General features: G+C 64.3%; 18 protein-coding genes. 2 read left to right on the top strand and 16 right to left on the bottom strand.

Annotated features, from left to right (window positions below; all coding sequences use genetic code 11):
• Positions 1–49 precede the first annotated feature (49 nt).
• Positions 50–2221 (top strand): S46 family peptidase, encoded by a 2172-nt coding sequence (locus ACMQ11_RS10035; RefSeq protein ID WP_418992634.1) that lies wholly within the window; start codon positions 50–52, stop codon positions 2219–2221.
• A 129-nt stretch (positions 2222–2350) separates the two neighbouring features.
• Here ACMQ11_RS10035 and ACMQ11_RS10030 read toward each other — a convergent pair whose 3' ends face one another.
• From ACMQ11_RS10030 to ACMQ11_RS09965, 14 genes are all read right to left on the bottom strand, one after another.
• On the bottom strand, positions 2351–3001 hold the full coding sequence (locus tag ACMQ11_RS10030) for an HAD family hydrolase (protein ID WP_418992633.1): 651 nt from the start codon (positions 2999–3001) through the stop codon (positions 2351–2353).
• Between the two features lie 46 nt (positions 3002–3047).
• Positions 3048–4346 (bottom strand): acetyl-CoA hydrolase/transferase family protein, encoded by a 1299-nt coding sequence (locus tag ACMQ11_RS10025; protein WP_418992632.1) that lies wholly within the window; start codon positions 4344–4346, stop codon positions 3048–3050.
• Positions 4347–4466: 120 nt separating this feature from the next.
• Positions 4467–5780 (bottom strand): aminotransferase class I/II-fold pyridoxal phosphate-dependent enzyme, encoded by a 1314-nt coding sequence (locus ACMQ11_RS10020; RefSeq protein ID WP_418992631.1) that lies wholly within the window; start codon positions 5778–5780, stop codon positions 4467–4469.
• Positions 5777–6361, bottom strand: coding sequence for an indolepyruvate oxidoreductase subunit beta (locus ACMQ11_RS10015; RefSeq protein WP_418992630.1), 585 nt, complete (start codon positions 6359–6361; stop codon positions 5777–5779). Before ACMQ11_RS10015 ends, ACMQ11_RS10020 begins: the two co-directional genes overlap by 4 nt.
• A 178-nt stretch (positions 6362–6539) precedes the next feature.
• On the bottom strand, positions 6540–8147 hold the full coding sequence (locus ACMQ11_RS10010) for a thiamine pyrophosphate-dependent enzyme (protein WP_418992629.1): 1608 nt from the start codon (positions 8145–8147) through the stop codon (positions 6540–6542).
• Between the two features lie 210 nt (positions 8148–8357).
• Positions 8358–9365: a nucleoside hydrolase gene (locus ACMQ11_RS10005; protein WP_418992628.1), complete on the bottom strand. Its 1008-nt coding sequence runs from the start codon at positions 9363–9365 to the stop codon at positions 8358–8360.
• Positions 9366–9376: 11 nt separating this feature from the next.
• Positions 9377–10795 (bottom strand): sialate O-acetylesterase, encoded by a 1419-nt coding sequence (locus ACMQ11_RS10000; RefSeq protein ID WP_418992627.1) that lies wholly within the window; start codon positions 10793–10795, stop codon positions 9377–9379.
• A 6-nt stretch (positions 10796–10801) separates the two neighbouring features.
• Positions 10802–11947 carry an exo-alpha-sialidase gene (locus ACMQ11_RS09995; RefSeq protein ID WP_418992626.1) on the bottom strand — a complete coding sequence of 382 codons (1146 nt, stop codon included), beginning with the start codon at positions 11945–11947 and terminating at the stop codon, positions 10802–10804.
• On the bottom strand, positions 11944–13917 hold the full coding sequence (locus ACMQ11_RS09990; RefSeq protein ID WP_418992625.1) for an SUMF1/EgtB/PvdO family nonheme iron enzyme: 1974 nt from the start codon (positions 13915–13917) through the stop codon (positions 11944–11946). Before ACMQ11_RS09990 ends, ACMQ11_RS09995 begins: the two co-directional genes overlap by 4 nt.
• Positions 13918–13928: 11 nt before the next feature.
• Positions 13929–14345 carry a DUF5017 domain-containing protein gene (locus tag ACMQ11_RS09985; protein WP_418992624.1) on the bottom strand — a complete coding sequence of 139 codons (417 nt, stop codon included), beginning with the start codon at positions 14343–14345 and terminating at the stop codon, positions 13929–13931.
• Positions 14339–15892: a RagB/SusD family nutrient uptake outer membrane protein gene (locus tag ACMQ11_RS09980; RefSeq protein WP_418992623.1), complete on the bottom strand. Its 1554-nt coding sequence runs from the start codon at positions 15890–15892 to the stop codon at positions 14339–14341. The genes ACMQ11_RS09985 and ACMQ11_RS09980 overlap by 7 nt, the downstream gene beginning before the upstream one ends.
• A gap of 14 nt (positions 15893–15906) precedes the next feature.
• On the bottom strand, positions 15907–19017 hold the full coding sequence (locus tag ACMQ11_RS09975; protein ID WP_418992622.1) for a SusC/RagA family TonB-linked outer membrane protein: 3111 nt from the start codon (positions 19015–19017) through the stop codon (positions 15907–15909).
• Between the two features lie 19 nt (positions 19018–19036).
• On the bottom strand, positions 19037–21025 hold the full coding sequence (locus ACMQ11_RS09970; protein WP_418992621.1) for a hypothetical protein: 1989 nt from the start codon (positions 21023–21025) through the stop codon (positions 19037–19039).
• Between the two features lie 64 nt (positions 21026–21089).
• On the bottom strand, positions 21090–22160 hold the full coding sequence (locus tag ACMQ11_RS09965; RefSeq protein ID WP_418992620.1) for a LacI family DNA-binding transcriptional regulator: 1071 nt from the start codon (positions 22158–22160) through the stop codon (positions 21090–21092).
• A gap of 262 nt (positions 22161–22422) precedes the next feature.
• On the opposite strand from ACMQ11_RS09965, the gene ACMQ11_RS09960 reads away from it, so the two are divergent.
• Complete coding sequence (locus ACMQ11_RS09960; RefSeq protein ID WP_418992619.1) at positions 22423–23127, top strand: FadR/GntR family transcriptional regulator; 705 nt, start codon at positions 22423–22425, stop codon at positions 23125–23127.
• Positions 23128–23177: 50 nt separating this feature from the next.
• Here the strand turns inward: ACMQ11_RS09960 and ACMQ11_RS09955 are convergent, their stop codons facing one another.
• Both ACMQ11_RS09955 and ACMQ11_RS09950 read right to left on the bottom strand, forming a co-directional pair.
• Positions 23178–23543 (bottom strand): hypothetical protein, encoded by a 366-nt coding sequence (locus ACMQ11_RS09955; RefSeq protein WP_418992618.1) that lies wholly within the window; start codon positions 23541–23543, stop codon positions 23178–23180.
• 182 nt (positions 23544–23725) lie between these two features.
• On the bottom strand, positions 23726–24094 hold the full coding sequence (locus tag ACMQ11_RS09950) for a DUF6567 family protein (protein WP_418992617.1): 369 nt from the start codon (positions 24092–24094) through the stop codon (positions 23726–23728).
• Between the last annotated feature and the right edge of the window lie 148 nt (positions 24095–24242).

Genomic DNA, 24242 nt, shown 5'->3' with positions numbered 1-24242 from the left:
GGGTCGAGGGCCGTCAACGGCCCTCGACCGTATTTAGAAAGGAACGGATATGAAAAGATGGTTCATCTGGCTGGTCGTCCTGCTCCCGCTCGCACAACCTGTGGCGGCGGACGAGGGGATGTGGCTTGTCAATTCGCTGGAGGGGATCTACCCCCGGATGCGGAAAGCGGGCCTGAAGATCGACCTGAAAGCGATTTACAACGAGCAGGAGGAGGCGCTGGCGGACGCCGTGGTCGCCGTGGACGGCGGTGCGGGAACGGGCAGCATGATCTCCGAAGAGGGGTTGATGATTACCAACCACCACGTCGCTTACAGCGATATTTGCGCCCTCTCGACCCCCGAGCGCAACTACCTCGAGACGGGTTTCTGGGCTACGGAGCGCGCCGACGAAATTCCGGTTCCGGGTAAGACGGTGTCGTTTCTGCGCCGCGTCGAGGACGTGACCGCGGAGGCCGAGGCGCTCAGGGCCGGGATGCAAGCCGCGGGACGGTGGGGCATGATGTCGATGCGGCGTCTCTATGCCGACCTGGAGAAGCGTCACGGCGAGGGGACCGACTGCGAGGTGTCGTGTGCGTCGATTTGGGGCGGGCGCCGCTACCTGATGTACTATTACGACGTCTACCGCGACGTGCGGCTGGTGGGCGCACCGCCCGTCTCGATCGGTGCGTTCGGCGGCGATTACGACAACTGGGGCTGGCCCCAGCACAAGGGCGATTTCGCGCTCTACCGCGTCTATGCCGATGCCGATGGGCGTCCGGCGGAGTATGCGGCGGACAACGTGCCGCTGCGTCCGCGCCGGGTGCTGCGGATCGCTGCGGGCGGCGTCGGGGAGGGCGACTTTACGATGGTCGTGGGATTTCCGGGGCACACCAATCGTTACGCCTCGTCGCAGGCCATCCGGGAGCGGGAGCGGATCAAGAACCCCATCGTCGTGGGGAACCGCCACGACCGCATGGCGATCATTCGCCGCCACATGGAGCGCGACCCGAAGGTGCGGATGGCCTACTCCGACGCCTTTTTCTCGCTGAGCAACTATGCCGACTACGCCAAGTGGGAGACGAAATGTCTGAGGCGGTTCGACGTGGCGGAGCGGCGTCGGCAGGAGGAGCAGGCCATGCAGCGCTGGATCGAGGCCGACACGGCGCGGAGGACCCGTTACGGCGGGGTGCTCGGCGAACTGGAGCGGGGCTATGCCGCGCGGCGCGAAGCCGAGCGGGACCTTAACTATTTCCGCGAGGCGTGGCTCGGGCCGAGCGAAGCGCTCCTGGTGGCCAACCGCGTCTCGTCGTTTCTGGGAAAACTCGACCGCACGGGGCGCGATTCGCTGCGCCTGTCGGACCGCGACGCGCAGGCCGTGGTCGCGGGGAGCGGGCGCCTGAAGCGCAACTACGATCCGGCGACCGACTGCGACCTGCTGGCCCGGATGGCTGTCAATTTTACGGCCCACGTGCCGCGCGGGATGTGGGGCGAGACGTTGTGCGCGATGTACGACGCGGCCGGCGGCGATGCCGACCGCATGGCCCGCGAGGCGTTCGACCGCTCGTTCTGCGCAACGGCAGCGCGCTACGACGCCTATTTCTCCCGGGACCGGTCGGTTGCGGAAATACGCCGCGATCCGCTGGTGGCGCTGACCGAATCGGTGCGCGTCCAGCGCTTCACGGGCGAGGTGGACCGGGCCGAGAAGCGTGCGAGGGTGAAGATCGGCCCGTCCGAGCGGCGTTACGCCGAGGCGCTCTACGATTTCCGGGCCGCGCAGGGCGTGCCGCAATATCCCGACGCCAACTCGACGATGCGGCTCTCGTACGGGACGGTCCGACCCCTCAGCCCCGCGGACGGGATTCACTACGACGCCCGTTCGACAGTGGCTGGGTACCTTGAAAAGTACGATCCGGGCGTCTACGAATGGCGTGTGGATGAACGGCTGCGGCGACTCGTCGAGGCCCGCGCGTGGGGCCGCTGGGGCGAGGACGGAACGCTCCATGTCGATTTCCTTACCGACAATGACATAACCGGCGGAAACTCGGGAAGCCCGGTGCTCGATGCGCGGGGCCGGCTGGTGGGGCTGGCGTTCGACGGAAACCGCGAGTCGATGGCCGGCGACGTGTGGTTCCACCCCGAACTGGCGCGCACGGTCTCGGTCGACATCCGCTACGTGATGTGGGTGATCGAGCACTACGCAGGGGCCGGGCAGCTGCTCCGGGAGATGCGGTTCGAAAAGTAGCTGCGGCTCTGCCGTGACGGGAATCGCCCTCTGCCGGAGCTTGTTCCGGCAGAGGGCGATTCGTTTGTGCGGCTCCCCGGCTCGCAGTTTCTACCTCGGCCGGTCCAACCAATACTCCGGTCGCAGCCTCTATCCGAGCAGCAGGCGTCGCAGCTCCCCGAGGTCGGCCGCGAGGGTGTGCGCTCCGGCTGTAAGGAGTTCGTCGCGGCTTCCGTAGCCCCATAGGACGCCGATTGCGTCCACGCCCGCGGCGGCCGCACCCTCGATGTCGTGGCGGCGGTCGCCGATCATCACCGCCTCGCGCCGATCGGCGATGCCGAGCGTCCGGATCGCATGGCGGATCACGTCGGCCTTGCTGTCGCGCGAACCGTCGGCTGCACTGCCCGCGATGTGCGCGAAGCGGTCGGCGAAGCCGAAATGCGAGGCGATCCGGCGGGCGAGGTGCTCGGGCTTGGAGGTGGCCATGACCAGCCGGAAGCCGGCCGATTGCAGCTCTTGGAGCAGCTCGGGGATGCCCTCGTAGGGCGCGTTCTCGAAGAGGCCCCGCGGCTCGTAGTATTCGCGGTATTTACTGACAGCCAGATCGATCCGGGCTTCGTCCAGTCCGTAGTATACGCGAAAAGAGTCGCGCAGCGGCGGTCCGATAAAAGGGAGAAGCGTTTTGAGGTCGTCGACCTCGATGCCCAGATGGGCGAGGGCGTACTGCACCCCGCGCGTAATGCCGGGCATGGAGTCGGTCAGCGTGCCGTCGAGGTCGAAAAAGAGGTATTTGCGGTTCATAAAATGCGGTTATGCAAACCCCGGCTTTTTCGGAGCCGGGGTTTGGTTACTTGATTCGGAGGAACGAATGGCCGAAGCGCTCGGCGGCGGCCCGTTCCAGTTCTTCGCGCACGGCGGGGTGCGCCACGGCGATCAGCGCCCGGGCACGCTCCGCAAGATTCTTGCCGCGCAGGTGCGCCACGCCGTATTCGGTGACGATGTGCTGGACCATGTGGCGCGTGGTGACCACGCCCGCACCCGGCGTAAGGAGCGCCTTGATCTTCGACTCGCCGCGCGGCGTGGTGGAGGGGATGGCGATGAAAGTCTTGCCGCCCTCGGACAGCGACCCGCCGTACATGAAATCGTGCTGGCCGCCGACGCCCGAGATGATGCGCTGGCCCACCGAATCGGCGCACACCTGGCCCGTGAGGTCCACCTCGACGGCCGAGTTGATCGCCATCACGCGGGGGTTCTGCCGGATGCGGAACGGGTCGTTGGTCCACGCCACGTCTTTCATCACAAGGTCCTTGCGGTAATCCATGTAGTCGTAGAGGCGGCGCGAACCCAGTGCCAGCGAAGCCACCGATACACCGGGCATGACCGTTTTGAGCGAGTTGTCGATCACGCCGCTCTCCAACAAGGGCAGCACGCCGTCGGTCATCGCTTCGGTGTGCAGTCCCAGGTGCTTGTGGTCCTTGAGAGCCGCCAGCACGGCGTTTGGGATACCGCCCACGCCGATCTGGAGCGTGGCGCCGTCGGGGATCAGTTCGGCGATGTAGCGGCCGATGCGGGTCTCGGTCTCGGTCGGGGTCGCGGTGGGAACCTCAACCAGCGGTTCGTCCACCTCGACCGCGGCGTCGACCTCCGAAAGGTGGATCACGGCATCGCCGTAGGAGAACGGCATGGCCCGATTGATCTGGGCGATGACGATCCGTGCGCAATCCACGGCCGAGACGGCCAGGTCGGCCGAGACGCCGTAGGAGCAGTACCCCTCCGCATCGGGCCGCGAGAGGTTCACGAGCGCCACGTCCACCGGAAGCGTACCGTCGCGGAACAGGCCGGGAATCTCGCCCAGAAAGGCCGGGATCGACTGCCCGTCGCCCGCGGCCAGGTGGCGTCGGATGTTGTTGGCCACGAAGAGGCTGTTCACCAGGAACGAATCCCGCAGCTCGGGGCGGCAGTAGGGGGCGTCGGCGCGTCCCACGGCGAAGCCCGAGTAGATTTTCACGCCGCGAAGCTCGGCGGCGCGGTCGGTCATGGCCTGGACCAGTACCTCGGGGATCGAGGTGCTGCCCTGGATGTAGACGCTGTCGCCGGACGAGATGAGCCGCACGGCTTCGGCGGGAGTTTTCAATTTAAAATTCATAATTCACAATTCATAATTATTCCGGGGCGACCGCTTGTCGGCACTCACCGGGTCCGTTGCGCTGCCGCCGGACGGATAGGATGCCGCCGCAGTGCCCGGAAGCCCTCCTCGCAACCGATTTTACCGGGGGTGTCGCTCGTCGAACAGAGCCAGCCTGCGGTCGAGCAGCTCGAACTGTTCGGGGCGGTTCATTTGCGAGACGCAGACGCGGATGCCCTCCTGCCGGCTGCCCGTCGAGGTGAGCGAGATGGCGCAGATGCCGTAGAGCATGAGTTCGCGCAGCAGCTCCGCACTGCCGAAGCCCTTGCGGCCGATGGTGTAGAAGAAACCGTCACTCACTTTCTCCTCCCGGTCCTTGTCGTAGACGATGTGGAAGCCGTGGTGCAGGAAAATTTCCTTGGTGAGCTTTGCACGGCGTGCATACTCCGAAGCCTCGCCCACGAAATCGAGCTCTCCGTCCGCCGCGGCGCGGAACATGGCGGCCAGGGCGTGCTGGGCCGAGTGGCTCGTGCCCGACGAGGCGGCGTAGAGGTAGACCAGTACGTAAGCGTCGCCCAGCCGGCCGATGTTGTAGCGCTCCCGCAGGGCGGGGTATTCCCGGGTGCGGAGCTTGTCCGAGATGGCCGCTACGGCGATGCGCTGGCCGGCGTAGCTGAATATTTTGGAGCCGGAGATCATCAGGATGTAGTTGTCCGTATAGCGCGCCACCGAAGCCTGGTAGGGCGCTTCGAATGGACGGCCCAACGGCTTGCGGAAATCCATGCAGAGGTAGGCCAGGTCCTCGATGACGATGGCGTCGTAGCGGGTGGCCAGCTCCCCGATGGTGCGCAACTCATCCTCCGTGAGGCAGACCCAGGCCGGGTTGTTGGGGTTGGAGTAGACGATGGCGGCGATACGGCCGGTCGATAGGTAGCTTTCGAGCTTGGGCCCCAGTTTCCCGGCCCGGTAGTCGTAGATGTCGAACGACTCGCTCCGAATGCCCAGGATGCGGACCTGGCTGCGCTGCACGGGGAAGCCGGGGTCGATGAAGAGGATCGTGTCGCGTGCGGGGTCCAGTTGCGAGCACATGAGGAACGCCGTGAAGCTGCCCTGCATCGAACCGACGGTCGGGATGCACCCCTCGGGGGCGACCTCCACGTTGAGGAACGCCCGGATGAAGCGCGAGGCCTGCTCCTTGAGTTGGGGGATGCCGAACATGTTGGGGTATTGCGACGCAACGCCCGCCCGCAGCGCCGCACACTCGGCCTCGACGCCCGCCTGTTCGGGCGGAAGCCCCGGGACGCCCATTTCGAGGTGGAGGAACTCCACCTCCGATTCGCGTTCGAGGATGCGGGCGATGTCGCCCGACTGCCGGATGGTCGCCCGGGCGATGTCCCGGATGTCCATGCGCTCCAGCGCGGAGGCGAGGAGCGAGTTGTCGAGCGGCAGTTTCATCGCAGTTGTTTTTGTGCGTATTCGTATCCGGCGCGGAATGCCGCGAGGTTGGTGTCGACCACCGCGTCGCCCTTGCGGGCGAAGATGTCGCGGATGCCCTGCTCCAGTTTTTCCGCCTCCAGCCCCAGGAACGGAGCCGCGGCGCCCAGCAGGACGATGTTGGCGGCGCGCGGCGAGGCGGCTTCCCGGGCCAGTGCGTCGACATCGAGCGCCACGACGTGCGGCAGGGCCGCCAGCTCGCGCCGGAGGGCTTCCTCATCGGGATAGTTCGGGATGTTGACGAAAGGCGCGGTGTTGGTGATGACCCACCCGTCGGTCGAGAGCCACGGCAGGTAGCGCAGCGCCTCCATCGGTTCGAGCGAGATGACGATGTCGGCCGCGCCGCGCGGGATGAGGTCGGAGCGGATCGCCGAGGACGAGATGCGCAGGTTCGACTGCACGTCGCCGCCGCGCTGGCTCATGCCGTGGACCTCGGCCTGCTTGAGTGCAAGGCCCATGTCGAGGGCCGCCCTGCCGATCACGGTGGCGATCGAGAGGATGCCCTGACCTCCCACGCCCGAGAGTATGATGTCTTTTTTCATGGTTGTACGATTTTGTAACCTGATTGTCCTTGTCGAATGTTTTGCGTATTAGCCGGTCTCGAATGCACGGCGGAACGCCGTGTTTACAATGCTGACCCCACCCCAAACCCCTCCCTCGGGAGGGGCTTTGTCGGTAGGCCGTGTTGCTCCCTTTCGGCGGGCGGCACCCGGGAATCCGCTATTTTCTTATTTTCTCGGCGACGTGCCGTTTGGCCGTCTGGATGCACTCGCGGCGGGGGATGATGACCGAGACGCCGGGGTACTCGATCTCCTCGCGGATCATGCGCTTCATCTCGTCGCGGTTCTTCGGGAGCGGGACTACCACGCGGATGTGGTCGGCCTCGACGCCGATGCCGGCGCAAATCTGTTCGAGCCGCCCCGTGCCGGCCGAGTCCTGCCCGCCGGTCATGCCCGTGGTGAGGTTGTCCGAGATGATGACCGTGATGGGGCTCCGTTCGTTCACAGCGTCCAAAAGGCCCGTCATGCCCGAGTGGGTGAAGGTCGAGTCGCCGATGACGGCCACCGAGGGGTGCTGTCCCGCATCGGCGGCGCCTTTAGCCATCGTGATCGAGGCACCCATGTCCACGCACGTGTCGATGGCGTGCAGCGGTGCGAGCCACCCCAGCGTGTAGCAGCCGATGTCGCTGAAGACCCGGGCGTTTTCGTATTCGCGGACCACCTCCGTGAGGGCCGTGTACATGTCGCGGTGGCCGCAGCCCTGGCACAGGGCGGGCGGACGGGGTACGACGGTCTCACTGGCGGCATGCGCCCGGTGGGGTGCCATGCCCAGGGCCATGCGCACGCTGTCGGGCGTGAGCTCACCGGTGCGGGGCAGGTCGCCCGTCAGGCGGCCCCGCACGGGCAGCGGCGCGGGCAGCACGCCGCGCACGGCCTGCTCCACGACGGGTTGTCCCTCCTCGATGACGAGCAGTTCGCGGCACTGAGCGGCCATGCGGCGCACGAGTTCCTGGGGCAGGGGGTATTGCGTGATCTTGAGCACCGGATGGGGACAGCCGTCCGGGAAGTTCTCCATCAGGTAGTTCCAGCCGATGCCACAGGCGATGATGCCGCGGGATTTGTCCGCGGCGTCTGCATAATCGTTGAACGGACTCTCGGCGGCTTCCCGCTCCAGCCGGTCCCAGTCGTCGAGCAGCGCCTTGTAGCGGACGCGCGAATTGCCGGGCATGAGCACCCACTGGCGCGTGCGGTCGGCGGCGGGGCAGGCGTAAGGGTTGGGCTCGCGCACGTCGGCGACCTCGACCACGGCGCGCGAGTGGGCCATGCGGGTCGTCAGGCGCATCAGCACGGGCAGACGGTACTTTTCCGAGAGGTCGAATGCCGCGCGGACCATCTCGTAGGTCTCCTGCTGCGAGGAGGGCTCGAGGGTGGGCACGAGGGTGAAATTGCCGTAGAAGCGCGAATCCTGTTCGTTCTGCGACGAGTGCATCGAGGGGTCGTCGGCCACCACCACGACCAGGCCGCCGTTGGCTCCGGTCATGGCGGAGTTGACGAAAGCGTCCGCGGCCACATTCAGCCCCACGTGTTTCATGCAGACCAGCGCCCGTTTGCCCGCGTAGGACATGCCCAGCGCCTCCTCCATGGCGGTTTTCTCGTTCGCGGACCAGGTGCAGTGCACGCCGCGCGCGGCGGTGAGCGGATGGCCCTGGATGTATTCGGTGATTTCGGTCGAGGGCGTGCCCGGATAGGCGTAGACGCCCGAGAGTCCCGCGTGGAGCGCCCCCAGTGCGAGGGCTTCGTCTCCGAGTAAAAGTTCTCGTTTTGCCATAGCTGCGGTTTTAATCCTGATTTACAAATTTAGGAAAATTTAATTAAAAATTGCGGTTTGGCGATAAAAAGTTAAGAAATTCGACCGAAATCCGTCGAAATATTACCAACAGGGCGGTTTGCCCGTCAAGTTGTAAGTATACGAAAAGCGACGGCAGCAGGAGTGCTGCCGTCGCTTCTGTCGACGGGCTTCCGCCTATCTGCGAGACGCTTACCTGTCCGCTGCGTATCGGCGGGGCGTCCGTCCGACCAGCTGCGTGATGCGGCGGGCGATCCGCCGCCTTTGCCTGGGCGTGGTTTCGAGGATGCGGATGCGGCCTGCGGGGGCGGGCGTGAAAGTCGTGCGGCCCCGGTCGTCTACCGTGACCTCGCCTCGGGGCGATAGCGAGAACCAGCGCCGGGGGTCCTCGACGCCCGCCAGCACGGCGGTCTGGTCCCAGCACTCCCGGTCGTAGGGCATGGGGAGGTAGGCGGCGTAGGCCCGTTTCAGCGGATGGGGTGCGGCATAGTCGATCCCGTCCAGTGCCGGGGAGCGGTAGAAGATGCTTCCGCCGACTTCCCAGGGGGAGACCAGGATGTCCGAGGGCCACAGGACGAAGACCGCGCGGGCGGCCGGGATGTCGATGCGGACGTTGAACTCGCGGCGCCCCGCGCCGTCGAAATTCCCGGCCATCATCGTCAGCAGCCGCACCTTGCGGGCGACCAGTTCGCGGCCTGCGAGGTCGCTGTGCCGGTCGGGCGGGGAGGCGAGTAGCCGCGCGAGGTTGGACGAGAAGCCCACCGAGACGATCACCACGCTCCGATCGGGCTGTGCGGCCAGCGTCGCCCGGTACCTATCCACCGCATCGCCGGCGGGGCCGTCCGGCACAACGAATTCGCCCGAGCGGACGACGACCTCTGTGTAGGGAGGCTGTTTCATTCGTTGTGCGGGCAGCAGCGTGTCGGGCGACGAGGCGACGGGAATGTCCGCATGGCCGTAAAAGGCGTTCATCAGGCGGATGAACGGGACCGAGAACGCGTCGCCCTTGTTGTTGGAGACGAGCAGCAGGTCGACGAGCCCGGCTTCCCGGTATTTGTAGAGCATGTCGAGGGCCAGCACGTCGTCGACGTCGTTGCCCATGTCGGTTTCGAAAATTACGCGGACGGGTTCCGCGGCGGGGACGCGGCCTGCGCCGAGGGCGCACAGCAACGTCAGGCAGAAGAGCAAAGCAGGGTTCATGTGTTCGGTTTTCAGTCGTTCCAGTCGTCGGTGCGGAACGGGAGCGCGACGACGCCGTAATTGTTATAAAGGTTCGCCCGGTAGTAGTTGGTGAAGCAGTAGCGCACGGCGACGGGCTCGGGAACCCGGTCGCTGCGGACCCACACCGTCGAGCGGCCCCGGATCCAGGCCCGGGCGGGGTGGAAGGTGCGGTCGGCGCCCGCGATTTCGAATCCCGTGATCGGCCGGCCGCGGGAGCTGATTCCGTAGGGAGCGTGTTCGAAACGGAGGGCGACGGAATCCCCGTGAATCTCCATGCCGCAGTAGGCGGGGCTCGACGGTTCGAAACCCTTGCGCCCGTAGCAGTCGGCGGCGGCCAGGTAGAAGAGTCTCCGGGCGAGGGTCTGCTTGTCGTCGGGGTGGATGGTGTGCGGCGCTCCGATGTCGGAGGTGGCAGCCATCCGGCTGCGGGGAATGTCCGCGAGACACTGTTGCTGTACCTCGCGGAAGCGGGCGGCCTCCCGGCCCCGCGGCGTCCAGCCCAGGTCGGGATAGCCGTAGGGCGCGAGCTGGACATAGAAGAACGGGAACTCCCTGCGCCACAGCCTGCGCCACTCCCGGACCAGGGCCGGGAACTGCGCGCGATAGCCCGCGGGGTCCGCCACGTCGGCTTCGCCCTGGTAGAAGAGGCAGCCGCGGATGGTGTAGCCGGCAATGGGGAGCAGCATGGCGTTGTAGAGGGCGGTGGGGGTGACGTTGGCATGATGGAGGTCGGTCGTGTCGGGAATGGGAATCCCGGCGAAGCGGAGCACGTCGTCGCGGCTCATCCACGCCCGGGCTTTCGATCCGCCCCAGGCGCAGAGGATCATCCCGACAGGTACCCGCTCGCTCGTGTGGAGCAGCCGGCCGAACAGAAACCCCACGGCACTGAACGTCTCGGCCGATTCGCTGCTGCTCACGGCCCACGCTCCGCGGCAATCCTCCTGCGGAGCGAGGCTGTAATCGCGCTTCACGCGGAACAGGCGCAGCGCGGGGTAATTCGAATCGAAAATCTCGTCCGCGGCGTTCGCTACGGGTTGATTCTGAAGGCCGCGGAAACTGACGTCCATGTTGGACTGTCCGCCGCAGAGCCACACCTCGCCCACCAGGACATCGTGCAGCGTCCGCGATTCTTGCCCGGCCGTGACCTCGATCCGAAAAGGCCCTCCGGCCGCCGGGGTGGGGACGGTCAGCTCCCAGCGGCCGCGGGGGTCGGCTGCGGCGGAGAATGTCTCGCGGCACCACGAGGGCGCGACCGTGATGCGTACACCGGGGGCGGCCCGGCCCCAGAGCAGCACGTCGGTCTGCTGCTGGAGGACCATGTGGTCGCTGATGATGGAGGGGAATCGAAGCTGCTGCGCCGATGCCGGCAGGAGCGCGAATGAGCACAGAAGCAGGAAAAGTCGTGTCATGGTTTTTTATTTCAAGGCCTCGGTTTCGATGCGGATCACCTCGATGCGCTCCTTGCGGCGCGAGAGGATCACATAGACGTAGCCGTCGTGCAGGATGGCGTAGGGATAGCCGTATTCGCCGCCTTTCCAGCGGCCGCGGTATTGCTGGGCATAGCGGTCGTCGGAGAGAATCCAGGTGCGGTCGTAGTCGTAGCCGTCGTCGGAGAGGGCCAGCACGAGCGGCCACCGTTCGCCCGGATGCGTGGTGTCGGGAGTGCCGACGTAGAAACAGCGACCGTCGGGCAGGCGTCCGAAGAAAGACTTGGTGTTGTTGTCGGTGAAGCGGCTCTTCACGGGCGAACTCCACGACCGGCCGCCGTCGGCGCTCTGCATCTGCCACAGATAGCCGTCGTAGGTCTTGCCCGTGCTGCGCAGCAGGCAGAAGACCTGTCCGTCGGGGTGCTCCAGCAGGGCGCCCTCGCAGAGCGAGGGGCGCACCTGGTCGAACGTGATGGCTCCGTCCTGGAATTCGGGAAGCTCCATCCGGCAGCGGTTCCAGCGCCCCGTGCCCGACGGGTCGTCGGTATAGTAGACCAGCGTGTTGCCCGTCAGGAGGATGCGCCCGTCGGAGAGGGTCAGCGGGCTGTGACACGGGAAGACCCGGAGCGAGAGGCGGATCGGGTCGGACCATTCCAGCCCGTCGCGCGTGACGATGGCGTGGAGGGTGGGGTCGAGACGGCGGTTCGAGGTGCCGTCGTTGTCGTTGACGGTGTAGTAGAGCACCAGGCTGTCGCCGATGACTTTCAGTCCGCCCGGCGTAAGAATCTCGGGTTGTCCGTAGTCGCCCGCGCCGGGTTCGAGCAGCACTTCCGGCTCGCTCCAGTCGGTGAAATTCTCCGAGCGGGAGAGGAGGATGCGTTGACCGGGTTCGTCCTCGCCGGCCGGTCCGTTGGAAAAAGCGGCGTAAAGACAGCCTTTGAAAAAGGCCAAAGTGGGGTGGTGCGCGTAGGTCCACCTCCCGACGGGGTCGAAGACGACGGCTTTCTCGGCGTCCAGCTTGGGTGTGTCGGCCGCGGGGTCGTAGTGGTTGGTGAAGAGCGTCGGCTGCTTTGCAAGAGCCGGGAGGCCCAGCGCGAAGGCCAGTACGAGGGTCAGTCTGCGAACGGGTTTCATGGTTCGGGATCGGTTTTCTCCAGCCAGGGGAGGTTGAAACGGTAGTGGTTGCGGCTCGACAGCAGGTGGATCATCCCGTCGGGGGTCTGCGTCATCGCCAGGTAGCCCCGCGGTTCGGCCCGGCGGGCGTCGGTTTCGAAGAATCCGGTCCAGGCGCCGCCGTCCATGAACCGGTATTCGCCGTCCGTGAGGAGTTTTACGACGGGCCAGGTTTCGCCCTCGTCGTAGGAGACGGCGGCGAAGATGCCGCTCACGATTTGGGAGCCGATGCGCATCCGCTCGTCCTCTTTGGGCGGCCGCAGGGGATGGTGGGTGAACGAGACGAGCAGGATGGGCCCCTCCCGCAGCCGGATCATCGTACAGCGCTGGCCGCCCGAGACGGGCGGAAAGGGCGAGGCCGAGTAACTCCACGTGCGGCCCATGTCGCGGGAGATGCTGCGGGGCATGCGGCGGCGCCCCTCGGAATCGGGGAGGTCGTTGCCGCGGCCGAAAGCCAGCAGCGAGCCGTCCAGAAGCTGCACGACGCAGGCATGGATGCCCGCGATCGTGCCGCCCGTGGCCCCGGCCCGGAACTCTGCGGGCCGCTCGCCGCAGGGAGATGTCCAGCTTAGGCCGCCGTCGCGGCTGATCTGCACGACCGAGCCTTCGTTGTTGTCGGGTCCGGCGTCGCAGGCGTTCAGGAGCCACCCCTCGCGGGTGCGGATCATGCCGGCGATCACCTGGTGTCCGGGCGCGTGGTCGGGTGCCGCGATGCGCGGACGGCTCCAAGTGGCGCCGTTGTCGTCGGACGACTGCATCATCAGCGCCAGGTTGCGCCACCAGCCGGCGGCTTCGACGCCGTTGAGAAAGAGCAGGCGGCCCGTGTCGGGGTCGGTCCAGAGCGACGATCCGGTCATGTTGCGGTCGGGGACCTTGCAGAAGAGCGCGGCCTCGTCCCACTCCGCGGCGCCGCTTCGCAGGCGGCTGTGCCAGATGGCCATTTCGCGCCCGAACTCGGTGATGGTCGAGAACCAGACGGCCAGCAGGTCGCCGTTCGCGCACCAAGTCACGGCCGGACAGTGGTTGTGGGGGTAGAGGGGCGGAACGGATGCGGCGGGCGGACGCACATAGACCAGCGGTTCGAGAAACAGCGGTTTTCGTTCCGGGGTCCAGCGGGTGGGCTCCTGCGCGACCTCGAAAGCCGGAGCCTCGAACGGCAGGGGCGGAGTGTCCGGCAGCGGGGCTTCGACGATGCGGAATCCCGTGAGGAAGTGGCGGTCTTCGGGGATCATCGCCAGCCGGTTGGCCGAGCGGAGGTGTTCGGCGGTCGTGGAGTGGCTGCCGCCGCGGGTCACGCGGTACCAGCCGTCGGCGTAACCCGCCGGATCGGTCTGCTCGCCCCCGATGTAGGGGCCGTACCAGTCGCGGCACCACTCCTCGACGTTGCCGTGCATGTCGTAGAGCCCGAAAGCGTTGGGACGGCCCTGTCCGACGGTGAGGTCCACGGGGCGGAACGCATGGTGTTCGGTCTGGTTTTTCAACGACTTTTCGGGCAGGCGGTCGCCCGACGAGTAGTGCATGTAGGAGCCGGCGCGGCAGGCGTACTCCCACTCGGCTTCGGTCGGAAGCCGGTAGTTGCGCCCCTCCTGGCGGGAGAGCCAGTGGCAGAAAGCGACGGCGTCGTGCCAGCTGACGAAGACGACGGCTTCGTTGTCGCCCGTGGAGAAGCCCTGCCTGCCCCGCAGGGCCCTGTGCGCGGGATCGAACCGCTCGTACTGGGCATTGGTGATCTCGGTCGCCGACATGCGGAAAGGCTGCGAGATACGAACCCGGTGCAGGGGCGCTTCGTCGTAGTCCGGGCCCGCTCCGTTGGAACCCATCCAGAACCAACCGGCGGGGATTTCGACCAGACGGATTTGGTCGGGTGTTGAGGCCCGTGTGTTTGCGCAGAGCAGCAGCGCGCAGAGTGAGAAAAGCGTTTTGGCGTTCATGGCAGGCGGTTTTATTGGTCGGCGGGCTCGGAGACGGTGATCCGGAGCCGCACGACGGCGGTGTTTTCACCCTCGAAGGTAACGTTTTTGGCGACGAACGCCGCATCGTATTCGCCCGGATTTTCATAGACATACGTGAAAGCGTTTTTGCGGTTGTCCATCGCCTTGACCGACACGCCGTAGTGGGCCGTGCCGTCGGGATCGGTCCGCCCGGCGTATTCGTACCGGTGTCCGGCTTCGCCCGAGTAGAACGTGATGTAATCGGGGTTCCCGCCGAGGCGGAAGACGATTTCGCGGCCGGCTTCGCAGGGTGTATTTCCGTCCGCTTCGACACGGAACGAGACCTCTTCGAGCACCTTGTCGCAGGAGGCCAGGCAGCACAGGGCCGCCAGCAGGAGGATGAGCTTTTTCATGGGTCGGATTACCATAAGGGGTTCTGTTCGATCTGGAAATTGGTGGCCAGCTCCTTGCTGGGAATGGGGTACCAGTTGTGACGGTACTCGGTGTAGTCGGCGACGGCACCGGCGTAGCTCTTGTTGGCGTGCCAGCGCGGGTCGGCGACCTGGGCGCGGCGTTCGACAGTCATGGCTTCGACGTAGAGCCCCCAACGTATGAGGTCCTGCTTGCGCAACCCCTCGAAGCAGAGCTCGCGGGCGCGCTCGTCGACGATCGCCTGCCGGAAAGCCGCCTGGTCCAGCCCCTCGGTCGCGGCGCAGAGGGGGTTGGCGCGGCGGCGTACCCGGTCGAGGCAGTCGAGGGCCAGGCCGGTCGGACCGCCGTAGGCTTCGTTCTCCGCCTCGGCGAGCATCAGCAGCACGTCCGCGTAACGCAGCGCCGGAAAGTTGATGGGCGTGTAGTCCTTGTCCCGGGTGCCGGAGAGTTCGTATTCGCGGCGGAACTTGCCCGCGTTGCAATAGACGTGCTGTTTGTTGTTGAGGTTGCGCCACAGCTTTTCGCCGTTGCGGTAGTAGTACTCGCAGATGTTCCACGCGCGGCGCGTATCCGCCGGGTCGTCGTAGAGGTCGAACAGCTTGAGCGTGACCGAAACGTAGCCGTAACCGAATCCGTAGCTGTCGTTCTGGTTGTTGTAGACCCCGTTGTAGCTGCCCACGCAGCCGCCCGTGGTGTGGCCGTCCTGGTTGTTGCCCTTGAACTCGATCTCCCAGATGCTTTCGCGGTATTGGAGGTCGTAGACATCTTTGCAAAGGTTGGTGAAGACCTCCTCGTAGGAGGGGTTGAGCGTGTGCAGCCCGCTGTCGACGACCTGCCGGGCCCAGTAGGCGGCTTTCTCGTAGGCCTCTTTGCCCATGTGCGTGGGGAAGCCGCCCATCTTGAGATAGACGCGCGCCAGAATGCCCGCGACGGTCGACTGCGAAATGCGGCCCGGGCCGGCGAGCCGGTCGGCGGGCTCCACCAGATCCACGACGCCCTCCATCTCGGAGGCCACGAACCGGAAAAGTTCGGCTGCGGGAGTGGCCGGCATCTGCAAGGCGCCGGCGTCGCGGGTCGATTGCAGCCGGAGGGGCACGTCGCCCCAGAGGCTCGCCAGCGTGAAATAGTAGTAGGCCCTCAGAAAACGCACCTCGCCCGTATAGCGCGTGACGAGCGCCTCGTCCACGGGCGACCCCTGGATGTACTCCAGAAACGAATTGGCGCGGTCGATACCCAGGTAGAGCGTCGTCCAGAGGTTGTTGAGCGTAGCGTTGGTGTTGGTGTAGTTGTTCAGGAACAACTCCTGCTTGGTGTAGTTGCGGTCGTAGTAGCTCAGGTCGTCCTGGAGGTTGAAAGCGTAGAACCAGTCGCGGCCGTAAAACGAGAGGTCCGACAGGGGCGCATAGACCCCCGTGAGGGCCATCTCGACGCTCTTCCGGTCGACGTACGAGGTCTCGGGCGGGATGAAGCCCCCGGTCTCGACGTCGAAGAAATCGCATGCGGCGAGCGTGGCGGCCAAAAGCGGAATAAGTATTTTTTTCATGGCGTTCGGTTGTTTTAGAATACGACGTTGATGCCGAAATTATAGACCCTCGACCGGGGATAGGCCGACCAGTCGTAACCGGGCGTAAGGGCCGAGTTTTTGGTCGAGACCTCCGGATCGTAGCCCGAGTAATTGCTCCAGGTGACCAGATTCTGCGCCGAAAAGTAGATGCGCAACTTCTCGACGAAGAACTTGCGGGTGATCTTCGCGGGCAGGGTATATCCCAGCGAGAGGTTTTTCAGCCGCAGGTAGGAGCCGTCCTCGACCTCGAACGACGAGTACTGGCCCGAGCCCCAGCCACCCACGCGGGGAATGTCGCTTGTGGGGTTGTCGGCCGTCCAGCGTCCGCAGTACTCCTTCCAGCGGTTGTAGCCCACCTCCGATTTGCCGCGCATGAACTGCATGCGGGCGGCATTGAGGATGTCGTTGCCGTAGTTCCACTGGAAAAAGAGGTTCAGGTCGAAGCCGCCGAACTCGATCGTGTTGTTCAGTCCGCCCGTGTGCAGCGGCTGCCCGCGTCCGATGACGGTGCAGTCGTCGGAGTTGACGGTGCCGTCGCCGTTCAGGTCGCGGAAGCGGGCGTCGCCGGGCTGGATGCCCGAGCGGCCCGTGCCGTTCTCGGGAATCTCGGGCCGAAGCACCCACTTGTCGTTCACGCGGTCGAAATCCTCGTATTTGTAGGTACCCTCGTAGATATAGCCGTAGAGCATGCCCATCGGTTTGCCTACCTTGGTGATGTAGGCGTTGGCGTAGGAGATGACATTGACGATGCTCTCCTGGTTGCGCGACAGGGCCAGTACCCGGTTGCGGTTCATCGAGAAAGTGAAATCGGTGGTCCAGCGCAGCCGGCGCGTCCGGATATTCTCGGTCCGGAGCGTGATTTCGAGCCCCTGGTTGCGGACCTTGCCCACGTTCATCGTGTTGGTCAGGAATCCCGACGAGGGCGGAATGTCGGCCGAGAGCAGCAGGTCGGATGTTACCTTGCGGTAACAATCTATCGTCAGCGCGATGCGGTCGTCGAAGAGCCCGACATCGAGGCCGGCGTCCCACTGCGAGGTCGTCTCCCATTTCAGGTCGCGGTTGCCGAGGTTGGTGATGACGTACCCCGTGGTGTTGGAGTTGTCGAACGGGTATTCCGAGCCTTCGAGTGCGTTCATCTGGGTGCGCCAGGCATACTCCGGCACGCGGTTGTTGCCCGTCAGGCCCCAGCTGACGCGCAGCTTGAGGTTGGAGAGGACCTTGCTGTCCCTCAGAAAAGGCTCCCGGGAGAGGGCCCAGGCCGCCGATATCGAGGGAAAATAGCCCCAGCGGTGGTTAGGAGCGAATTTCGAGGAACCGTCGGCCCGCAGCGTCGCGGTGAGATAGTAGCGGTCGTCGTAGTTGTAGTCGAGGCGCGAAAGCAGCGACATGAGCGTCCACTCGGCCGAGGTGTAGGTGGAGACCACGGGCGAACCCTCGCCCATGCCGTTCATGCCCATGTGCTCGTTGGGGATGTGCGTGGTCTTCTGATAGGTGTTGGTGTAGCGGCTGCCCTGCATGGTCTGGCCCACCAGCAGACCGAACCGGTGCCTGCCGTCGGCGTCCAGCGCGGTTTTCCAGGTGAGCGTGTTCTCGTTGACCCACTGCTGCGTGGACTTGTGCTGTACGGAGGCGTTCACGCCGTCCGAACGGTACTTGTTGCCCGTGCGTGAACGCGAGCCGTTGAACTGCTCGTAGGCGTAGTCGTCGTTGAGAAAACCGCCCATCACTTTGAGCTTGAGGTCTTTCACGATCTCGTATTCGACGTAGGCGTTGGCTCTGAAATTGTTGTTGAACCGCCGGCGCATCTCCTCCGAGACGATGTAGACCGGGTTGACGCGGTAGTCCTGCGAGGGGTTGATTGAGGGGTCCACCCATTCGTTCACCAGGTCGTCGTTGCCGACCGATGCGAACGGGCGGTAGCTCCAGACGTTGGGAAGCAGGTTGGCGCTCCCGGTATAGTTGGTCTGCGACGGGGAGTCTCCCGTCTGCACGGTCCGGGCGAAATTGGCCGTGGCCTGCACGTGCCAGCGCTTTGCGAAGCGGTGGTCGACGGTGGCGCGGCCCTGGTAGCGGCTGTAATTGGAGTTGCGGATGATACCGTCCTGGTCGAGAACCGAGAGGGTGGTGCTGAAGCGCGTCGACCGGTTGCCGCCCGAGAGGTTGAGCGAATATTTCTGCACGGGGGCCCGCTGGAACACCTTGTCCTGCCAGTCGATCGTGCGGGCGCGGCGGTAATCCTCCACGGAGCCGCCCTCGCCCAGGTAGGTCTTTTCGAAATCCGCCCCGGTCATGATCTCCTGCTGGAGCCGGACGAAATCGTAGGCGTCCATCAGCTCGATCTTCCGGGAGATGTCGGCGAACCCCCAGCTGGCGTCGAACGACACCCGGGTGGCGCCCGGCGTGCCGAGCCGGGTGGTGACGATCACCACGCCGTTGGCCGCGCGGGCACCGTAGATCGCCGTGGCCGAAGCGTCCTTGAGGATGCTGATCGAGGCGATGTCCGAGGGGTTCAGCAGGCCCAGCGAGGTGTCCTCGAGCGGAAATCCGTCGATGACGTAGAGCGGGGCGTTGGATTGGGTGACGGAGTTGCTGCCGCGGACGACGATGTTCATCTCGGCGCCCGGCATACCCTCGTTCGAGGAGACCTCGACCCCGGCCACACGGCCCGCAAAGGCCTCGGCGATATTGCCGGCATCCGCCTTGAGCATCTCGCCCACGTCGGCGCGGCCCACGCTTCCGGTCAGGTCGCGGTATTTGACTTCGCTGTAGCCGACCACGACCACCTCGTCCAGCCGGGCGTCGGCCGGGGTCAGCACGATGTCGATCTCGGTGCGGTCGCCCACGACGACCTCCCGGGTGACCATGCCCAGATAGGAGAAGACGAGCGTGGCCGAGGGCTCGACGTTCGGGAGGACGTAGCGGCCCCGGGAGTCGGCCACGGCGCCGCGGTTGACCTGCTTGATGATGACGGCGGCGCCCGTCAGCGGCAGGCTGTCGGGGCCCATCACCGTGCCCGCGACCTTGTGCCCTTTGGCCTGGGCGGCGACCGGAGAGGCCGCGGCCAGGAGCGGGAGCAGGAGTGCGATTTGGATTATGCGGTTCATTTCTTCGGTTTTTTGTCGGTTATTCTTTGACGCAGCGCGTGGTCTGCGCATTGCCGCGCTGGAACGTGTAGAGCGGGTCGACCTCTTTCGCGTCGTTCTTGACGGCCAGGCAGCAGGCCTTGGTGCCGGCGGACGGCGCCGAGGTCCAGTAGTAGTAGAACGATCCGCGGTTGAGCGCTCCCGTGCTGTAATAGCGGCAGCCGTTGCTGGGGTACCAGGCGGCGGCCCCGCTCCCCGTGGCCGTGTAGTAGAGGTGCCAGCCGCGCTTGGCCGACTCCGCGAAGCGGATGTTGTGTTCGGCGGGCAGTTTGGTGTTTTCGCCCGTCGTGGTGAAGAGCGTGAAAGCGTCGCGGGGCGGAACCTTGTAGCCGGGCGGACACGGGTCGTAGATCGACTTGCGGACGGCGGCCGGGGTCGAACCCTCCCCGTCGGGATTGCCCCAGAGGGCGTCGTTGCGCCCGGCCTGGAGCCAGTCCGCGGCCTTGAAGAAAGTGGCGGGATGCTGAATGGCATAGCCGATGGTCGTGGCGGCGGTGGGGGCTTCGACGGCTACCTTGTCCACCGGACCGTAGAGGGCGGGTTCGGCCATGCTGTTGTAGCAGGCGGCGCCCGGCAGCGGGTCCTTGCGGCCCCACTGGTAGTGCAGACCGAGGGTGGGAGCGGGGTCCTTTTCCAGCGCGAGCCCCGGATCGTCGTCCGCCGCGGTCGCACCTAAGTTGCGGTCCAGGAACGTGTAGGCGTTGCCCGCCTTATTGGGCATGCAGGATAGCTCGGCGGGGGTGTCGGTACACCAGATGTGCCAGCTCCACATGATCCGCCCCTCGGCGTCGAAAACGGCCACCAGGGCGTTTCCCCGCTTGCCGGAGGAGGTGAACGTGACGAGGCCGTTGCTCAGGACAGGCTCGGAGATCAACCCGTCGGCGGTCTGCCAGAGGAGTGCGGCCGAGACGGGCTCAATGGCCGCCGACTCCGCGAGGGGGTTGCCCAGGTAGTCGGTGAAGCCGCCGGCGGCGAGGATGCCCGCGGCGCCGTTGCCCATCACGGTGGCGTCGAAACTGCAACGGGCCTCCCGGTCCACGATGTAGCAGTTGGCCGTGCCCCGGGCGCTCAGATCGAGAGCCGGGAGTTCGCGGCGGATGCGAACCTCGCCCTCGGCGGGGGTCTCCGCATCGGTCGGCGAGAACTCCCCGATCGCCAACGCAACACGGACCGTCTGTCCGGCTGCAAAAGCCTCTTCGGGTCGCTGGCTGAAGAGGAACGAATAGCGGTCCGTCGTGACGAGGTAGTGTACGCTGGCGGCGCGGGTGAGGTCGCACGGGGCGAGCAGCGCAACCGCTTCGACCGGACGGGCCAGCGCGGGCGCTTCGGGGAACGTGTAGGTGATGCTGTTGACCGAACCCGTCAGCGCGGCATCGGGCGTGCGGAGGTCGCAGGCGCACTCTCCGGCGATATTCACCCCGTCGGCGGTGATCTTCACCGATGCGATTCTTTCGGCGGCATAGGGATCGTCCGGTGCCGCGAAGTCGAGCGTCAGATGCACCTCGACGGCTTTGCGCTCGAATTGGAAGTGCGAGCCGGCGGGGAAGAGCGCCTCGTCGCAGCGGCCCACGCGAATGTCGTTGGCGAGGCGCGTTCCGGCATGCTGCGCCGTGCCGATCGTGATCGGTGCGACAAAGCCGTTCAGGTCGCCGACGGGCGGATAGACGGCGTACAGAGGTCCTGCCTCGCACGCGAGCGAACCGTTGAATTTGCCGGTCGCCGTGCCGATGCCGGCGCTGGCGCCGAACCGGGCCGAACGGATGCCGTCGGTCACGGTGACCGCATCGCCGACCAGCCACACGCATTCGGTATCGCTTCCGGCGTTCGGGAGTGTGGCGGTGAGCTCCGTGATCCGGTTACCGAATCCGGTGGTGGGAGGAACTCCCCCCCCCGCACCGTCGGGTTCGTCCGTACAGCCCTGCTGAACGCAGCACAGCAGGCAGAGGAATGGTAGAATTTTACTGTTCATAGGTTGGTTGGATTGGGTTTTGGGTTGAATTAAAACGATTTAGCATTGCGGACAAAAAAAAGGATTACACCGGAATCGGTGCGGCCCGGTCGCTTGCGGAGGATGGCTCGGAAGCTGCGATGTCACCCTGTTCGACGATCTCGGGCGTGAGGACGATGCGCGCCGGGCTCGGCGGCTGGTCGCGGTGCTCGATGTGACGGATGAGCAGTTCGAGGGCTTCGCGGCCGAACTGTTCGATGGGCTGGCGCACGCAGGCCACCGCGGTGCCGTAGATGTCGAATGTTTCGTTGCTGTCGAAGCACGCCAGGGCGAAATCCTGCGGCACGTGCCAGCCGTTTCGGTGAATGGCTGTTAGGCCGGTGAGGGCCAGCGTGTTCGTGGCGAAGACGAAGGCTTCGACGCCGCGCGCCCGGGCATCGCGCACCACCGGATCGATCTGCTCAAGCCGGTCGTGGTGCAGGTGGTGGATGCGGATGCGCTCCTCCAGTCCGGCCAGTGCCATACAGCGGCGATACCCCTCTTCGCGCTCGCGGATGTTGGAAAGTGACATGGAGTAGGAGACCATCTCGATGTGCGTATATCCCCGGTCCACGAGCGACTCGGTGATGCGGATGCCCGCCTTGCAGTTGTTCAGCACCACGCTGCTCAGTTCGGCGCCCTCCACCTCGCGGTCGAGCAGGACGATGGGAATCTCCTGCTGCGCCACGCGCCGGATGGCCTGGTCGGCCCCCTCGCACGGAACGATGATAAGCCCGTCGATCCCGCGGTTGAAGAAGACCGTCATCAGATTTTCGAGTTTGCGCGGATTTTCGTCGGTGCTGCCGAACAGAACCGTATACTTATGTTTATAAGCCAAATCCTCGATGCAGCGTGCGATGTCGGCGAAGAACTTGTTGGAGATGTCGGAGACGATGACGCCGATCGTCCGCGTTTTGCCGCTTCGCAACGTGCGGGCGGCGTTGTTGGGCTGGTAGCGCAGCCGCTCGGCCACCTCGAGGATTCGCTGCGCCGTCTCTTTGTTGACGCGGTACACGTCCTTTCCGCCGGCCCGGTTGGTCATCACGAACGACACCAGGGAGACCGAAACGCCTGCCTCGGTGGCTATATCCTTGATCGTAACTTTGCGGGTACGCATATTTTTCAGCATTGCTTGTGTCGCATGGAAAAACTCCTGCTTTTGCAAAGTAAGCTAAAACGTTTTATTTATCCAAAAATTTTAGCAAATTTTTTCAGGCAAGGCAACAAGTCAAGTTGTGAATCCGACCTATAACGGTAGAATTCCGATAGACCGTTCGTGAAAAACTTGCAGCCGGGCGAACCTGCATGGCTGCTTCAGGCATGTCATATTTTGGTTTGATTGGTTTTTTTACGATCTTTGCCTCCGTAAATCGAAAATGATGAATCACTCACCCAACAGCAAACAGGTCGACAGCGTACTCAAATATGTCAAGGAGCAGCTCTACTCGGGCTGCCTGCAACCCGGCGCGCGGCTGCCTGCCGAGCGACGCCTGGCCGAAATGCTGGGAGTGGGGCGCGCCCATGTGCGTGCGGCGCTTCAGAAGCTCGAATTTTACGGGATCGTGCAGACTTTTCCTCAGAGCGGTACGGTCGTGGCTCAGGAGAAGATGCAGGTGCTCGAACGCATGATAACGGATGCGCTTCAGATCGAGCGGTACGATTTCGCATCGCTGGTATACGTGCGCGTGCTGCTGGAGATCGAGGCGGTGAAGCTATGCGCTCGCAACCGTACCGAAGATGATCTGATGCGGATCGAGGCGGCGCTGAGGGAGTGCGAGGAGAAATTCTATACCGATGAGCGCGTGTCGAAAGATTTTGCCTACCACCAGGCCCTCGCCCGCGGATCGCACAATCCGGTGATCGTGTCGCTGCTGCTGGTCATCACGCCCGACGTGCTGCGCTACTACCAGCGCTACCGCGTCTGCACGGTGCCCTTGGAAGAGGTGTGTTTCGAGCACCGCGAACTGCTGCGCTGCGTGCGCGAGCAGGACGAGGAGGGTGCCGCCGAGATGCTGCGCCGCCACCTGCGTTCGCTCAGCGAATTCGCTGTGACGAATAACGACGAGAATCACTTTCTGGAGTAAGTCATCCGGTTATGCAAGTCCGCCGCCTCGAAAAGGCGGCGGGCTTGCGTTCAGTTGATTTCTACCTCGTAACTTTCGGCTACTGTTACGCCGAAGAGTACGGTTCCGGCGGGTATAACCGCCTTTTCGCCTTTCAGACACAGAAAGAAGAACCCTCCAAGAGGTAAAAACGTAAGACCCAGTCCGACCCCGAGACCGATGGCGGTGCCTTCCCGATTCTCACCCTCTCTTTCGATTCCGCCCGACAAGAGGATCGTCTGCCCGTCAACAGCATAGGTCGAGATGCAACTCAGTTGCAAATAACCCGGTTTTCCTACGCCTTTCGCTTTCTTCTTGTTGACGGCCAGCATAACCGGGGTGCCCCGGACGATTACGGTTTCGCCCGCCACGATCAGGTCGTTTGCGACCTCTGCCATGATGGGCGTATTTCGATTGCTGTTAGCCGAGGTGCGCATGCAGACGATCAACGGAATTCCGCGTTTGAGGGGGACGGCCGATAACGGATCGGCGAAAAGGCTTCCGATCAGAAGCAGTGTTAAGAACTTTCGCATACGGAAAAGCCATAGCCCGATTGACCAGGCTATGGCTCGATGGATGATTATTCCGTGAATTCGACTACTTGCCCGTAAGTTGTTACGACGGTCTTCCAATAGAACGGGGCTACGCCGCGCTGCTTGACCTCGGTGGTCGTGTTGATGATTGCCTGAGAACCCGAAAGTTTGGCATTTTTCACCATGTCTGCGTAAGCATTGGCCCGGATGGCTTTACCCGAAATTCCTCCGATACCGAAGACACGGCCGATCTTGGCGGAACCTTCGACGGTGCCGATAACCCGGTAGTTCTTCTGTGCAAGTTCGACATTTGTTTGCGTGACGTTCCGGTTGGCTGTCAGGTGCGCAGAGGTTGCGCAGCTGGTCATCAGACCGGCAGCTGCTACAACGGCAGCCGCGCATAAAAGTTTTTTCATAATAATGAAAGTTTAGGTTGTCGCCCAAGGTAAATATCCGTTCTAATGCATCTTGTGCAAGGATCATCGGGTCTTTATCTTTGTGTACCGATTGGATGATCTATAAAACGGTCGGCAATTGATTATGGACAATAAGAAATACGACCGT

Source organism: Alistipes sp. (assembly GCF_048465575.1).
Lineage (GTDB): Bacteria > Bacteroidota > Bacteroidia > Bacteroidales > Rikenellaceae > Alistipes.
Note: the sequence above shows the minus strand (reverse complement) of the source record. Positions and strands in the feature narration are given on the sequence as shown.

Bases quoted from the DNA above. Each gene is read 5' to 3' on its own strand.
- ACMQ11_RS10035 (WP_418992634.1), top strand. From the start codon at position 50: ATGAAAAGATGGTTCATCTGGCTGGTCGTCCTGCTCCCGCTCGCACAA.
- ACMQ11_RS10030 (WP_418992633.1), bottom strand. From the start codon at position 3,001: ATGAACCGCAAATACCTCTTTTTCGACCTCGACGGCACGCTGACCGAC.
- ACMQ11_RS10025 (WP_418992632.1), bottom strand. From the start codon at position 4,346: ATGAATTTTAAATTGAAAACTCCCGCCGAAGCCGTGCGGCTCATCTCG.
- ACMQ11_RS10020 (WP_418992631.1), bottom strand. From the start codon at position 5,780: ATGAAACTGCCGCTCGACAACTCGCTCCTCGCCTCCGCGCTGGAGCGC.
- ACMQ11_RS10015 (WP_418992630.1), bottom strand. From the start codon at position 6,361: ATGAAAAAAGACATCATACTCTCGGGCGTGGGAGGTCAGGGCATCCTC.
- ACMQ11_RS10010 (WP_418992629.1), bottom strand. From the start codon at position 8,147: ATGGCAAAACGAGAACTTTTACTCGGAGACGAAGCCCTCGCACTGGGG.
- ACMQ11_RS10005 (WP_418992628.1), bottom strand. From the start codon at position 9,365: ATGAACCCTGCTTTGCTCTTCTGCCTGACGTTGCTGTGCGCCCTCGGC.
- ACMQ11_RS10000 (WP_418992627.1), bottom strand. From the start codon at position 10,795: ATGACACGACTTTTCCTGCTTCTGTGCTCATTCGCGCTCCTGCCGGCA.
- ACMQ11_RS09995 (WP_418992626.1), bottom strand. From the start codon at position 11,947: ATGAAACCCGTTCGCAGACTGACCCTCGTACTGGCCTTCGCGCTGGGC.
- ACMQ11_RS09990 (WP_418992625.1), bottom strand. From the start codon at position 13,917: ATGAACGCCAAAACGCTTTTCTCACTCTGCGCGCTGCTGCTCTGCGCA.
- ACMQ11_RS09985 (WP_418992624.1), bottom strand. From the start codon at position 14,345: ATGGTAATCCGACCCATGAAAAAGCTCATCCTCCTGCTGGCGGCCCTG.
- ACMQ11_RS09980 (WP_418992623.1), bottom strand. From the start codon at position 15,892: ATGAAAAAAATACTTATTCCGCTTTTGGCCGCCACGCTCGCCGCATGC.
- ACMQ11_RS09975 (WP_418992622.1), bottom strand. From the start codon at position 19,017: ATGAACCGCATAATCCAAATCGCACTCCTGCTCCCGCTCCTGGCCGCG.
- ACMQ11_RS09970 (WP_418992621.1), bottom strand. From the start codon at position 21,025: ATGAACAGTAAAATTCTACCATTCCTCTGCCTGCTGTGCTGCGTTCAG.
- ACMQ11_RS09965 (WP_418992620.1), bottom strand. From the start codon at position 22,160: ATGCGTACCCGCAAAGTTACGATCAAGGATATAGCCACCGAGGCAGGC.
- ACMQ11_RS09960 (WP_418992619.1), top strand. From the start codon at position 22,423: ATGAATCACTCACCCAACAGCAAACAGGTCGACAGCGTACTCAAATAT.
- ACMQ11_RS09955 (WP_418992618.1), bottom strand. From the start codon at position 23,543: ATGGCAGAGGTCGCAAACGACCTGATCGTGGCGGGCGAAACCGTAATC.
- ACMQ11_RS09950 (WP_418992617.1), bottom strand. From the start codon at position 24,094: ATGAAAAAACTTTTATGCGCGGCTGCCGTTGTAGCAGCTGCCGGTCTG.